This window comes from Bradyrhizobium sp. CCBAU 45321, assembly GCF_028128975.1.
GTDB lineage: Bacteria > Pseudomonadota > Alphaproteobacteria > Rhizobiales > Xanthobacteraceae > Bradyrhizobium > Bradyrhizobium yuanmingense.
In genome coordinates this window covers 10,197-23,204 of sequence record NZ_LFKZ01000011.1, presented here as the reverse complement: position 1 = coordinate 23,204, position 13,008 = coordinate 10,197, and the positions used below count along the sequence as shown (strand labels likewise).

Here is a 13,008-nt window from a genome sequence, read left to right as displayed (position 1 = left end):
GAATCACTTTCGCGAATCGCAGTCAAGAGCCTCTACGCGATTTTATCGTCGTTTCGGCGAGCAGGTTTTCTTTGCCCAGCTGAGGCAAAGACATGAAGTCACACTCTCCAACGACGCCTTTTGGGCGGCGATCGTTGACGCTTGCCCATGTGGCAAGCCAGATGGTCGCAACCGAACGTCCTCCCGAAAAGATCGTCCACAAATGGAAGATCTTCCACGCCATCTGCACGGCACGGCCGCGCCTTGGCGTGTCGGAGCGTTCGCTCTCGGTGTTAAATGCGCTCCTGACCTTCCATCCTGAGACCGCGCTTACTGGCGAGGATGATCTGATCGTCTTCCCGTCCAACCATCAGCTCAGTCGGCGGGCGCACGGCATGCCGGCATCGACGCTGCGGCGTCACCTCGCAGTGCTGGTCGACGCGGGACTGATCGTTCGGCGCGACAGCCCTAATGGCAAACGGTACGCGCGCAAGGACAATGCCGGTGAAATCGAGCTCGCCTTCGGCTTCGATCTATCACCGCTCGTCGTACGCTCGGAAGAGTTCGAGAGCCTGGCGGCCGATATCGAAGCGGAAGCCCGTGCACTCAAGCTGGTGCGTGAGCGAATTACGCTGTGCCGGCGCGACATCGCGAAGATGATTGCAACCGGCATCGAGGAAGGCGTCCCGACGCGAAGGACAGGGCAGGGGCCTGCTGATTGGCAGGAGGTGCACGCCGCCTTCCGCGCAATGGTCGCCCAGATTCCGCGCACCGCGACGCGTCAGGAGCTCGAGCCGATCGCCGACGAGCTGTCGCAGCTTGCTGACGACGTGCTCAATCTTCTGGAAGAACACATCAAATCCAAGAATACGAGCGCCAATGAGTCCCATTCTGAGCGCCACATACAGAATTCAAATACCGATGCCTTTACTGATCTTGAACCTTGCCTCCGAGAAGGCAGGGCGGCGGGAGCTGAGTCAAAGCCTCAACCATCACGAGTCGCCGAGGGGGCGTATCCGTTGGGAATGGTCCTGAGTGCATGCCCAGACATCGTCGATTATGCGAAAGGTGGAATTTCGAACTGGCGCGATTTCTTCGCCACGGCGGCCGTCGTGCGGTCGTCGTTGGGGATCAGCCCAAGCGCCTGGGAGGAGGCGCAAACCGTTCTGGGTGAAATGCAGGCGGCGGTCGTCGTCGCGTGTATCCTGCAGCGCGGCGCCGCGATTAGGTCAGCCGGCGGCTACTTGCGCGGGCTGACGCGGAAAGCGGAGGTTGGGGAGTTTTCCCTTGGCCCGATCCTGATGTCGCAGATCAACTCCCGGCTTCATGAAAAACGAACGGCGTGACGGATGGGTAAGCGTCTCTGTGCGCCACTGACGTCGAATTCGATGGGCCCTTGGCTGCAAATTCATCGAGCGCGGCGCAGAGATTGGCGACCCGGAGATTCGTCCGTGCGGCGATTGTGCATTGGGCCTCGTGCAGGAACAGATCTGATCGAGTGGTCGTTTCACCGAGCACGACTGTCCTGCGAACCGACCGATTGGGCCCGCGAGGGCCAGCGGCAAAGGCGCAGCAGCCGCGCCGTCGACCGCGCCCTTACCTGCGCTCTTGTGGAGCATGCCCAGCCGGAATCCGTCGCTCGACAGGCGCGTGTCGAAATTCAGGTTCCGAATGGAAGCGCCGATTTCACGGCCTCGGCCTTCGATCTTCTCGATCTGCGCGCGCGATGACTCTAAGGCGGGCCCGGCCGCAAGCTCGTTCTTGACCTCCAAGGACGGAAAGCCCATCATTTTCCTTGTTTGTTCTCAAGAGGGGCGGCGGCGGCAAAAGGGTAGCGCGATGATGCGCGCGTCTGAGGCTTGCACCGGAGACCGTTAACGGGTGTCAGCTACGATACAGCAGCGGGCAGGCTGCCAGCCGAACGTTGTGGATCGAGCCAAACACGGAAAATTTTGTTCGATACAGCTTGGTGCGACGACATTACTGTTCAAGGGGCCGACCGCGGGTCGCGCCGAAGGGAGATTATGACCACTGCTCGCCATATCGTCGCACTGCTGCGAAGCCATATCGCCGGAGATGAAGAACGCTTCCTCTCCGTGGCGACGCAGCTTGCTGCGCATGAGGCGCGTCAGGGGCATGGGAAGCTCGCCCAAGAACTTCGCGAGCTGATCGACGCCGCGAAAGGCAAGGGCGCTACCGTCGCGCGTCGGGGTGCTGGCCCGGTTCCGCTCGCGCAGCCGAAGGGCGAGTTGAGCAGCCTGCTTGCAGCTCGCTATTCGGATATTCGCCTCACCAGCATGGTGCTTGGGCCTGACCTGCATGAGCGGCTAGCGCGTGTCATAACCGAGCAACGCCAGCAGGAGCGGCTGCGGGCGCGGGCGCTTGCGCCGCGTCGAAAGCTCCTCCTCGTCGGCCCTCCTGGTTCCGGGAAGACCATGACGGCCTCCGCTCTTGCAGGCGAGCTGAAGCTACCGCTATTCACTGTGCTGTATGATGGACTTATCGGCAAACTGATGGGCGAGACCGCGACGCGACTACGGCTTGTGTTCGATGCGATCGCGGTCCAGCGCGGCGTGTACTTCTTCGACGAGTTCGATGCGATCGGCTCACAACGGTCTGGTCCGAACGACGTGGGTGAGATCCGCCGCGTTCTGAACTCATTTCTGCAATTCCTGGAGAACGATGACGGCCCGAGCCTCATCGTCGCGGCCACTAATCATCCGGAGCTGCTCGACAAGGCCGTATTCAGACGGTTCGATGATGTCATTACCTATGGCCTGCCGAGTCCCGAAATCGCCCGTGGCATCCTCGAATCTCATCTGACCGGCTTCGAGCTGAATGATTTGGACTGGACGCAGATTCTGGAAGCGACCTGGGGTTGAGCCAAGCTGAAGTGTCGCGTGCCGCCGACGAGGCGGCGAAGGTCGCGGTGCTCTCTGATGCGGATGGAATCAGGACGTCGACACTGCTCTCGACATTGGCGGAGCGTAGAGCCGCCACAAGTTGAGGTAGTCGCCGCGAGATGGCCCGAGCACCACGCAATCGGCCGCACTTCCATGTCGAGGGCGGCGGACAGGCAGAACCCTACACATCCCCGCGCCTGGTCATCACTGGATTGCCGCCCGCGCGCGTTAGAGCGGCCCACGCTCAGAAGCTGGAGAGGGCGATCGGGAGTGCCGTTGCCGACGCCCGTCGCAAGCTGGCGGCGCGCGATGAAGCTGTCGCCGAAGGCGAGAAGGGTTTCTATCTCGAATTCGAGATTCCCCTAGCGGAGCGTGCTGCCGTCGAGGGGCTTGAGAACCGGCCTGCTGCGATCGAGCTGGTAGCTGTCCGTCCGGTTGCGAACGGCGACGAGATGGTCTCCGCGACAGTTTTTGTGCCGGAGCGCTCCGCCGATTTTTTTTCACGCAAGATCACGGCGTACCGCGACGAGAACACGAAGACGGGCAAGCCTAAGAACGAAGCGCTCGTCGCCCGGATAGAGGATATCCGGCTGGCCATCGTCCGGTCGCTCTTCACCGACGACGTTGCGGTCTTTCCTCAAGCCGGGCGACAAGCTTGGTGGGAGGTTTGGGTTCGCGATGGTCGGCTTGAGACGTTTCGGCATGTGGCGCAGCGGCTGAACATTGCGCTGAAGTCTCACGCGATCAATTTCCCGGAACGCGACGTCGTATTGGCACTCGCGACCAAAGAAATGATGGGGCGGTTGGTCGAAAACTCGGACGCCGTTGCGGAGCTTCGCTTGGCGAAGGACACGCCCACGCTCTTCCTTGAGATGCGGCCGGTCGAGCAAGCGGATTGGGCCGGCGATCTTGTCGATCGTATCAATGGCCCGGACGCGCTTGCGCCAGCGGTTTGCATTCTCGACAGCGGTGCAACCCGAGCCCACCCGTTGATCGAGCCCGGCTTGGACGCCGCGGATCAGCACGCGTATGATGATGCGTGGGGCGTGGGTGACAGCGCCTTTTGGAACGGCCACGGTACGTCGATGTCCGGCGTCGCACTCTATGGCGACTTGGAGGCGGCGCTCACGGTGGCGATGAGATCGATCTGCGTCACCGCCTCGAAACAGTGAAGATCCTGCCGCCAGCCGGTCAAAATGATCCTGAGCTTTACGGCGCAATCACTGAAGCCGGGATCGGAAAGGCCGAGGCGCGCGCACCGCGGCGCCGCCGCGTCTTTTGCCTAGCCGTCACCAGCGAGGTAGGACTAGGCCGTGGGCGGCGGTCGTCGTGGTCGGCGGCGATTGATCAGCTCTGCTACGGTGGCGGCGATCGCAGGCGGCTGATGGTGCTCGCTGCGGGAAATTTGCGCGGCGACATAGATGTTGGTGGCTATCTCGATCGGAACGATCTGGAGGAAGTCGAGAGCCCCGCTCAGGCTTGGAATCCGCTCGTTGTGGGTGCCTACACCGACAAGATTGCGATCACACACCCAGACTATGTGGGCTGGGAGCCTGTCGCCCCTGCAGGTGATTTGTCGCCCGCCAGCCGCACATCTGGTATCTGGGAGAGACAGTGGCCGATCCGCCCGGACGTCGTATTCGAAGGAGGCAACTTCGCGCACGATGGGGCGAACCCAGCCTCGGCGATCGACGACCTTCAACTGATCACGACGCACTATCGACCGATCATGCGGATGTTCGAGACGTTCGGTGACACGAGTGCTGCCGCAGCACTCGGGTCCAATCTTGCTGTCGGTGTACTGGCCGCGCGGCCGGAGCTTTGGCCAGAGACCGTGCGCGGGCTCCTGGTGCATTCCGCTGAGTGGACGCCGGCTATGCGGGCACGCTTCGACGATGCCGCTACTCAGGTCCAGAAAATGGCGATGCTGCGGCGTTACGGCTGGGGCGTGCCTGATCTGGGCCGGGCTCTGTGGAGCGCTACGGACGACGCGACCATGATGGTGGAGGACGCGCTGTTGCCATTTCGGCGCGATGGCTCTGTCATCAAGACGCGCAACATGAATCTGCATCAGTTGCCATGGCCTCGCGATGAGTTGCTGGCCCTCGGCGATCAGGATGTCGAGCTCCGCGTCACACTGTCCTATTTTGTCGAACCCAATCCCGGCGAGCGAGGTTGGACACGAAAGCATCGTTACGCCTCGCACTCATTGCGATTTGCTGTCAAACGCTCGCTCGAAAACCTCCAGCAGTTCCGGCAGCGCATAAACAGGGCGGCGGAGGCCGAGGAGGCTGGGCAGATCGGGGTCGCTGCCGGTGGGGATGATTGGGTCCTTGGACCTATCCGCGATCGCGGCTCGATCCATTCAGACATCTGGCGCGGGAGCGCGGCGGCGCTTGCGGAGCGCGACGCCATCGGCGTCTTCCCCGTGAGTGGGTGGTGGAAGGAGAAGCCGGCGCTGCAACGGTGGGATCGATCGGCGCGATATTCGCTTTTGGTCTCGGTTCGCGCCCCTGGCGCCAACATCGATATCTATACGCCGATCGCTAACCAACTCGCGATCCCCATTCCCGCTGCATAGCGATGACGGCAATCTGACGATGGCTACAGATCTCCGCGCCAAGATCGCCGGCCTTTTCCATTCGACCACGGATCCGGACCCCGTCGAGGGCCACAATAGCCGCGAAACGCGGGCGGGCGAGGTGGCCTCTGGACCGATCAGGACAGTCAAAAACACGGAAAGCGCCGGCCAGGTCACCGAGATGGATTGGCTAAGCTTCGCCGGAGCCGGAAAACAGGACCGTCGGCGGCGTCGCACGCGGGGGCGGGATGGACCGACTGCCTCCGGATCCTGGTTTGCTCTTCAAGTCGTATCGTTGGGCGAGGTCGAGCAGCCGCCGCCTGGTGAATGGGTCCGCATTCTCGGCCAAATCACGCGCCCGCTGCGCGAAGCCTCTGTAGAAATCTTCCACGACCCCACCCCCGCAACTTCACTGAAAGGCTCAGTTTCACTCTTGACGGGCTGCTGCGTCAAGCGAGCGGGACACAACCGGACAGATTGCGGCGCTTACCGCTTGTGCCCGGGGCATGAAACTAAGCTGCGCTCGGCAGGGAAACATTCGATGGCTGCGCTAAATTCGAGCCGCAAGCTGTGCCCGTCGTGCGGAAAGGCGATGACGGCCATTTCCGACGATGCCGCCGACGGGCGACAGCGCTATGTTTGCCTGGCCTGCGAGGACGATCCGCTGCACGACCCCGCCGGCCGGAAGTGGTGGATAGCCCGCTGCGGCCACCGGCTAAATAGTGTCCGATCGACATCGAGCCCGGCAGCGTGTTGCTGCTGCGGCCGGAGTGCTCACAAAGCTATTGCGGCGTCCCAACCCGCACTTCCAGCTTCGTTCCATCGCGCGTGCCGACGAAATCATCGCGAAGAGGGGCGTCCACCATGTTCATCGGTGCTGAACATCTGTTTGACACCTCGGAGGGTGGTGGGTCGCATGGATGCGAAAGGAAGGCGAGGTTGCGTCCACATGGCAAGCACGTCGGCAGCCTCGTAATCGATCTTGCGATGGCGACTTCGACAGGTGCACCGACGTTGCCGACAGCTAAGATCTCCATTGCAGGTGATGACGCGGCTCCTAGGTGGCCTGCTTAAGGTGAACTGCGTTTTGCTGCTACGCCGGTTGCCTTGATATCCGAGTGGCTGAACCCGATTGGGGCCGCCTGTCTTCATTCCATGTGCTTTCGCAACGGGCGCACCCATCTGCGTCCTCGATAGAGGCTGGTCTGACCGAAGGCCGATCCCGCTTCGCGGGCTCTCGATCTTGTCCCCGCAACGTCCGTCCTCGACTTTCTTCCCCTGGCGCTGCGCACCATTCCTCGCGGTCCAAGAAAGTCGCTGCCGGCCGCCCTCCATTTCATTTCGGCCCTCTGGGTGCAGGTCGATCGCCTCCGGTCTCACGCCCGCCATCGAGGTCGCGATAGGCGCGGCCCGAGAAAACCAAGGGAATGAGACAATGGCTACCATCGGCACCTTCACCTCCACGGGCAATGGCTTCTCCGGCGCAATCAAGACGCTCAACCTCAACGTCAAGGCCAAGCTGATTCGCGTCGAAAATCCTTCCGACAAGGGACCGCACTTCCGTATCTACTCGGGCAACGTCGAGTTGGGTGCGGCCTGGCAGAAGACCGCCAAGGACACCGAGCGCGACTACCTCTCCGTCAAGCTGGACGATCCGAGCTTCCCCGCTCCGATCTACGCCACTCTGACCGAGGTCGAGGGTGCGGAAGGCCTCCAGCTGATCTGGTCCCGGCCGAACCGGGACTGAGGCTCAGCCAGCGGGCTCCGCCGCAAGGCGGGGCCTGCTTCCTTCGACAGGAGTTGCGATCATGACCATCGACACCATTGAAGAATTGCGGGCCGGGCTGCGCGAATGCGTATTCACGCCGGCGGAGCGCAAGGCGCTCGAACGCGAGCTCGCCGAATTCATCCGCCAACGCAACGAAGCGCTCGCAGCCGAGGAGGGGGCATAAGCCCCCTCGTCTTGCGACTTACGATGCAACGTCGCTCGGGGGCGCTCCTCCGTTCAGAACATCCTTGATGGCTTTGGCAGGCGTAAAGGTCAGCTTCTTGGAAGCTGCGATCGCAATCGTTGCGCCAGTCGACGGATTGCGGCCCTCGCGGGCGGGGCTATCCTTGACCTTGAACTTGCCGAAGCCGGGAAGGCTGGTCTCGGCTCCGCTTACGGCCGCATCAGCGATCGCCTTGAACACGCTATCAACGATGGTTTTCGCCTGAGCCTTTGTCAGGTCGTTCTCTGCTGCAATCTTTTCGGCGATCTCATTGGCAGTCGTCATGGGATGAGCTCCATCTTGTTTCGATTTTGCTCGTCTGACATCAAAGCAGTGGAACAGATAGAGCCGATATCACAGGCGGAGCTGCAGTCCCCGAAAATTCCCAGACTATGGCAGCTTTTCGTCCAGTGCAGCGTAACCGCGCCTCCGCTTGGCACGCTCCAACCGTCGGAACGCTTCGATCGCCTCTGCAGTGCCATTGAAGGTCTGCATCATGATCTGGCCATTCGTGCCGATCCGGCCAAATTGCGGATTAGCGACATTTCTCCGAACAAGGTCGGCTGCGTGGAGAGCGCATAGAACCACCGCATATTGCACGCGGCATCGATGCGGCGCAGATGAAGCGGCTCTGGTTTGGGTTTCAGCACGGACGGATTCTTCTTCCTTCGCAAGCGCCGTCCAATGAGTTTTATGAATCGACCGGGCAGATCGATTCATTTTATCGATAGGTCAGTTGCTCCAGAAATACCGGGACCCGTTGCCCGATTAAATCTTCTCCAACCGAGACTTCGCTTTCGGGACGCGCGCGTCGCAACGCCAAGCTTGCAATTGCTCCGGCCTTTATCACAACAGCCGGCCGCAAGAGATCGGCCCTTGATTCAAAGCTTCCTACGGCCAGTTTTTTGGCAGTGTCGGAATTTTTTTTCGCTACAGCGGGCGGCCTCAAGAGGAACGACACGAATCTTTCTCGCGATGCGTAGAACGTATTTCCTTCGATGCAGATAGCCCTAGCATAGAAGAAATCGTTCCAGCTTCTCCACTCTTGCAGCGGTATCCGCTTGGGCGAGCCCCTCCGGGGACGGCTCTACTCGCGCCGCCGCGGCGACGCTCCCGGAGCCCACAACGGTCTCCGCGCATTCGCGTGACGATCCTCTCGCGACGGCGTCTCAGTGCCACAGTAACGAGCACGATTCAATCTCGCTTCTCAGGGTTTTCTCCTCCCGATGCCCGGAGTGACCTGACTCTTCTGGCAGGGGATTCGCTGGATGAATTTGGGGATCGTTTTGGTGATCGGATTCGCAATCGCTGTTGGTTCAAACCAACATTCCCCACGACGTGATGGACGATAAGATGCCTCCCGTGCCGTCACACCCATTTCGGACCCTATTATGAAGACCATTGTCATCAACAATCAAAAGGGCGGGGTCGGCAAGACGACTCTTGCTGTGCATTTGGCTTGGTTCATGGCGGAAACGAATCTCCGCGTTCTCGTGATCGACGTTGATGCGCAGAGCAATGCGTCGGACACCTTGAGGCAGTACGCCAGTTCAACGTTAGCCGCGGATTTGTTCAAGCCGGGGATACGGGTCGTACCCCGAGCCGATGAAGGCCTGACTCTCGCGCCGGCCGATAGCTCACTGACTGATCTCGATCGCAGCAATGCAGCCGCCATCACGACTCTGCAAGAGAACCTCGCTATCGCGTCGGATCAGTTCGATGCCTGCGTCATCGATACGCCGCCGTCACTTGGACTTCGCAGTGTCGGCTGTTTGGTTGCGGCATCGCATGTGCTAGCCCCCATCTATCTGGAGGACTATTCGACTAAGGGCGTCAAAGGTCTGATGCAGACCGTGATCGGCGTGCAGAGGCGTTATGGCCGCCAGGAAACGAAGTTCCTCGGGTTGCTGCCCTCGAACTTCAACACGAAATCGCCCCGTCAAAGGACGCATCTTGAGCAACTCTTGCGCGAGGCTGGCAAATATGTGTTCCCAGGGCAGATCGTTGCAAGGGACGGCTACGCTGAAGCCGTCGCGGAGCGCGTGCCGGTCTGGAAGCTGAAGCGCCGATCTGCGCAGGAGGCTGGTCGGGAAATCCGCGATGTTCTCGCCAAGATCGTCGCCCAGATGAACGAGTCGGCACGTGGCGCTTGATCTCAGCTTCAAGCAGCTCATCGCCGCCGCGGAAGATGATGCGGCCACAATCGGGCAACCGACCTGCATCTCTATCGACCGTATTGACGAAGATCCGGACCAGCCCCGTCGCAGCTTCGACGAACAGAAGCTCGAGGAGCTTGCGGAATCGGTCCTTCAGCACGGCGTTCTGCAACCAATCGTGCTGCGGCAAGCGACCGAGGAAGGCCGGTACGTGATTGTCATGGGTGCGAGGCGGTATCGTGCGGCTAAGCGCGCCGGGCTCCGTGACCTGCCGGCTTTCATTCATGCGGCTGGTTCTGCGGATCGTTATGTTCAGATGATCGAGAATATCCAGCGCGATGATCTCAATGCCCCCGAAATCGCGGCGTTCATCGCGGACCGCTTGGAGCAGGGTGATAACCAAGCTGACATCTCGCGCAAGCTCGGTAAGCCCAGGGATTGGGTGTCTCGCTACGCGTCGGTCCAGAACATGCCGGAGTTCCTTCGCTCGAAGCTTGCCGGCTCATCAATCCGTGCTGTGTATGAACTCTACCAAGCCTGGCGTGAGCAGCCGACCGCCGTCGAGACCTTATGCGCAGCACAGGAAAGCTTCACCGACGCATACGCCCGCCAACTGGCCCGCGAAGTTCGCGCGAAAGTCCGCGGTTCTCCTGCTGATGACGAAGGGACTTCTGGAGCTGAACCACCACGAGGCCAGGTCGCTCCGCAAGTGGCATCGCAACCTATAGAGAGAGGCCGCAAGGCGGATGCCGCCGGAAAGCGCCCGAACTCTTCGGTCAATCGGCGCGAGCGAATGGGGCCATCGCTGACGATCAGAGTGCGTCACCAAGATCGCACGGGTTGTCTTCTGATCGATCGGCTCGCGTCTCGAGGCCCACGCCACGCCGTGCTGCTGATCGATGGCGCAGAAGTAGCGGAAGAGGTTCCAGCATCGACCATCACGATCGAGGAGATCGTGTCGGCATGAAGCTGCTCTTAAACAGCCTCCCCGGAGACAGTGCTACAGTTGGTGCGACGGCGGAGCGGATTTCCCATCCGAAGGATGGCGCGTTAGCGCAGCAGCCGGAGGCCGAACGCGCCCCCCACAGCGCTGTAGAGAGGCCGGAGGCTGCTGGAAAGCCGCGGTCCACATATTCGGTGCCAGTGTTGCGAATCTGCCCGCGCGGTGTTCGTGGAGTACAAGCATCAGGGGTGACGGCTACGTCATTTCCGGAAGAGCTCTCCTCATCAACCGCGGGCTGGGTTGGATCTCACCTGGAGCAAGTGCCGAGCCTTGACTGCCGAGCCCGGTGGTTTGAACCAACATGGAGGGGGTGGAAGGATTCGCGTTTTCTAGTGCAGGATAGGCTTCGCGCCAGCGATGTATTACATCGCGATTGGGATTGGAGTGCATGGCTCTGATCTCGCTTCGCGTCTCCGACCAGGTCGCGGCGGAGTTCTCAGTTCTTGCAGCGACCCAGGGCGGCAAATCCGCGCTGCTTCGACGTCTCATTGCTGATGCACTAGCTGCGCCGGCCCCGCGCATCTTGGCGTTGCCGGTTGGAGGCCCGGAAAAGGTGACGGTGCGATTTCGCGAGAGCGAGATGCGGCAGCTCGCGGAAGTTTCGCATCAGCGCGGCATGACGCGAACGGGCTGGATCGTCGCCCTGGTTCGCTCGCGATTAGGGTCGCCCGTGCAGCATTCCCCGAACGAGCATGACGAACTTCGCGCGGTCGTTCGCGAACTCAACCGGATCGGTGGCAACATCAACCAGATCGCGCGGGCCGCAAACACCAGTGTGCTGCAGGGCAGGGCGGTTGAGACCGATCTACCCGCAATTCGAGAAGCCAAAATGGTCATTGAAACAGAGCTCGCGCGACTACGTAATGCGCTGCACGGCAACGCGGATTATTGGGATGGACGGCGATGAGCCGGCGCCCGCCGCGGCCGACCGACCTGGCCTCCGAACTTCCGCCGATCTCGTATGTCTGGGAGACGCCCAATCGGCGCCCGCGGCGTGCCGAGTGGGACATCCCCGATCCGGCCGCTCCCGGTTGGCTTACGCCGGCGATGCGCGCAAAGCTCGAACGCATCGTGCGGCGGGCACCAGAGGTGATGGTCAAGATTACCGGTCGCACCAAGGGCGTGGCGCATCTTAAGTCGCACCTTGCTTACATCACGCGAAACGGCGAGCTCGATGCGGAAACAGAGCAGGGCGCGACCTTGGCGGGTCGTTCCGGATTGAAAGATCTGCAGCAACGCTGGGAGGATGATGCCGGTCTCGACGACAAGCGCCGCCGCGACGGTTCGCTTTCCGTCAATATTATTCTGTCGATGCCGGCTGGTACCGATGCTATCGCGGTCAAGGATTCAGCGCGGGCATTCGCCATCGAGACGTTTGGCTACAACCACGACTATGTCTTCGTCCAACACCTCGACGACAAACATCCCCACGTGCACTTGACGGTCCGGTCGCTGGGCCATGACGGCAAGCGTCTCAACCCCCGCAAGGCGGATCTTCAGGCGTGGCGGGAGCGGTTTGCTGGCGAACTCCGGCTTCGCGGAATTGCGGCAGAAGCGACGCCGCGGCGAACCCGCGGACGGGTTCGAAAGGCCGATCGCGGGGCGGTGCGAGCTATGCGAAAGCGAAAGATCACACCCGACGTCGATCGGCTCGCTCGTCAGCAGGTGCTTTCGGAGGTGAGGGGCGGCAGGACTGCGAAACATCCCTGGGACGAACAGATCAAGTCACGTCAGGACGCGATCCGGCGGCAATATCTCGACTATGCCACCGAGCTGCAGCGCTCTGGAGTGGCAGCAGATCAAGCGTTAGCGCGACAGATACGGCAATTCGTCGAGGACATGCCTGCCGTCGAAACTCGGCGGCATGCGCTGAAGAACGAGCTTTCGAAGCTTGCCAATACTCGGCGTCGCGACGCAGAGCAGGGCGTCGGTAAAGAGGGGCGCGAGAAGACAAGAGGCCAAGAGCCTACCAGATAGGTTGGACCAAATATCCGAGCTAGATATGGTCTGTGCAAGCCACCGGGAGCCGCCAAGGCCACCAAGGACGCTATCAGGCTCATAACCTGAAGGTCATAGGTTCAAATCGTATCCCCGCAACCAACTAAACCTCTGACGATACGAGGTTTTTAGAAGGCCGCCCCAAGGGCGGCTTTCTGTTTTCGACCGTGTCGCCACCGTGTCGCCACGCGCCGCCGGGATGCCCAAGCTTGCGATTCACGCGGCGGTCAGACGTGCGCGCCCAGCCACACCGCCGCCAGTGCCGGTGAATTTCCGTTAGTAGCGTACAGAGAACAGTGCAGTTGGGTCGTGGACACGCTGGCGTTCGCGACTGGTGGAACTGAAGGCAAACAAAAGTAAGCTAAGCTGATCAGCTTGGGCATTGTGATGGAGAAGT

At 61.1% G+C, this 13,008-nt stretch carries 11 protein-coding genes and 2 pseudogenes; 10 read left to right on the top strand and 3 right to left on the bottom strand.

What is annotated here, in order from left to right; genetic code table 11:
- Nucleotides 1-92 precede the first annotated feature (92 nt).
- The 4 genes and pseudogenes from repC to ACM43_RS38550 all read left to right on the top strand — a co-directional run bounded on the left by repC (nt 93) and on the right by ACM43_RS38550 (nt 5,463).
- Nucleotides 93-1,325 (top strand): plasmid replication protein RepC, encoded by a 1,233-nt coding sequence (repC, locus tag ACM43_RS01215; RefSeq protein ID WP_036029614.1) that lies wholly within the window; start codon nt 93-95, stop codon nt 1,323-1,325.
- A gap of 678 nt (nt 1,326-2,003) precedes the next feature.
- Nucleotides 2,004-2,986: pseudogene (locus tag ACM43_RS01210) on the top strand (AAA family ATPase).
- Nucleotides 2,987-3,001: 15 nt separating this feature from the next.
- Entirely contained in the window at nt 3,002-4,054 is a 1,053-nt protein-coding gene (locus tag ACM43_RS38555) for a S8 family serine peptidase (RefSeq protein WP_333919123.1), read from the top strand.
- A complete protein-coding gene (locus tag ACM43_RS38550; protein WP_333919121.1) occupies nt 4,051-5,463 on the top strand; it encodes a S8 family peptidase in 1,413 nt (470 codons plus the stop codon). The genes ACM43_RS38555 and ACM43_RS38550 overlap by 4 nt, the downstream gene beginning before the upstream one ends.
- 190 nt (nt 5,464-5,653) lie before the next feature.
- Here the strand turns inward: ACM43_RS38550 and ACM43_RS01200 are convergent, their stop codons facing one another.
- Nucleotides 5,654-5,854 carry a hypothetical protein gene (locus tag ACM43_RS01200; protein WP_074448463.1) on the bottom strand — a complete coding sequence of 67 codons (201 nt, stop codon included), beginning with the start codon at nt 5,852-5,854 and terminating at the stop codon, nt 5,654-5,656.
- 1,044 nt (nt 5,855-6,898) lie between these two features.
- Between ACM43_RS01200 and ACM43_RS01195 the strand changes: the two genes are divergently transcribed.
- Nucleotides 6,899-7,210, top strand: coding sequence for a DUF736 domain-containing protein (locus tag ACM43_RS01195; RefSeq protein ID WP_018273795.1), 312 nt, complete (start codon nt 6,899-6,901; stop codon nt 7,208-7,210).
- Between the two features lie 61 nt (nt 7,211-7,271).
- Nucleotides 7,272-7,415: a hypothetical protein gene (locus ACM43_RS01190; RefSeq protein ID WP_167361699.1), complete on the top strand. Its 144-nt coding sequence runs from the start codon at nt 7,272-7,274 to the stop codon at nt 7,413-7,415.
- Between the two features lie 18 nt (nt 7,416-7,433).
- Here the strand turns inward: ACM43_RS01190 and ACM43_RS01185 are convergent, their stop codons facing one another.
- Together ACM43_RS01185 and ACM43_RS01180 are read right to left on the bottom strand one after the other, a co-directional pair.
- Nucleotides 7,434-7,739 carry an HU family DNA-binding protein gene (locus ACM43_RS01185; RefSeq protein WP_036029616.1) on the bottom strand — a complete coding sequence of 102 codons (306 nt, stop codon included), beginning with the start codon at nt 7,737-7,739 and terminating at the stop codon, nt 7,434-7,436.
- Between the two features lie 105 nt (nt 7,740-7,844).
- Nucleotides 7,845-8,047 (bottom strand): annotated as a pseudogene (locus ACM43_RS01180) (WGR domain-containing protein).
- 798 nt (nt 8,048-8,845) lie between these two features.
- Here ACM43_RS01180 and ACM43_RS01175 point away from each other — a divergent pair.
- From ACM43_RS01175 to ACM43_RS01160, 4 genes are all read left to right on the top strand, one after another.
- Nucleotides 8,846-9,607: a ParA family protein gene (locus ACM43_RS01175; RefSeq protein ID WP_036029618.1), complete on the top strand. Its 762-nt coding sequence runs from the start codon at nt 8,846-8,848 to the stop codon at nt 9,605-9,607.
- Complete coding sequence (locus tag ACM43_RS01170) at nt 9,597-10,577, top strand: ParB/RepB/Spo0J family partition protein (RefSeq protein WP_036029620.1); 981 nt, start codon at nt 9,597-9,599, stop codon at nt 10,575-10,577. The genes ACM43_RS01175 and ACM43_RS01170 overlap by 11 nt, the downstream gene beginning before the upstream one ends.
- Nucleotides 10,578-11,001: 424 nt before the next feature.
- Entirely contained in the window at nt 11,002-11,520 is a 519-nt protein-coding gene (locus ACM43_RS38710) for a MobC family plasmid mobilization relaxosome protein (protein WP_036029623.1), read from the top strand.
- Nucleotides 11,517-12,590 carry a relaxase/mobilization nuclease domain-containing protein gene (locus ACM43_RS01160; protein WP_036029626.1) on the top strand — a complete coding sequence of 358 codons (1,074 nt, stop codon included), beginning with the start codon at nt 11,517-11,519 and terminating at the stop codon, nt 12,588-12,590. The genes ACM43_RS38710 and ACM43_RS01160 overlap by 4 nt, the downstream gene beginning before the upstream one ends.
- Nucleotides 12,591-13,008: the final 418 nt, after the last annotated feature.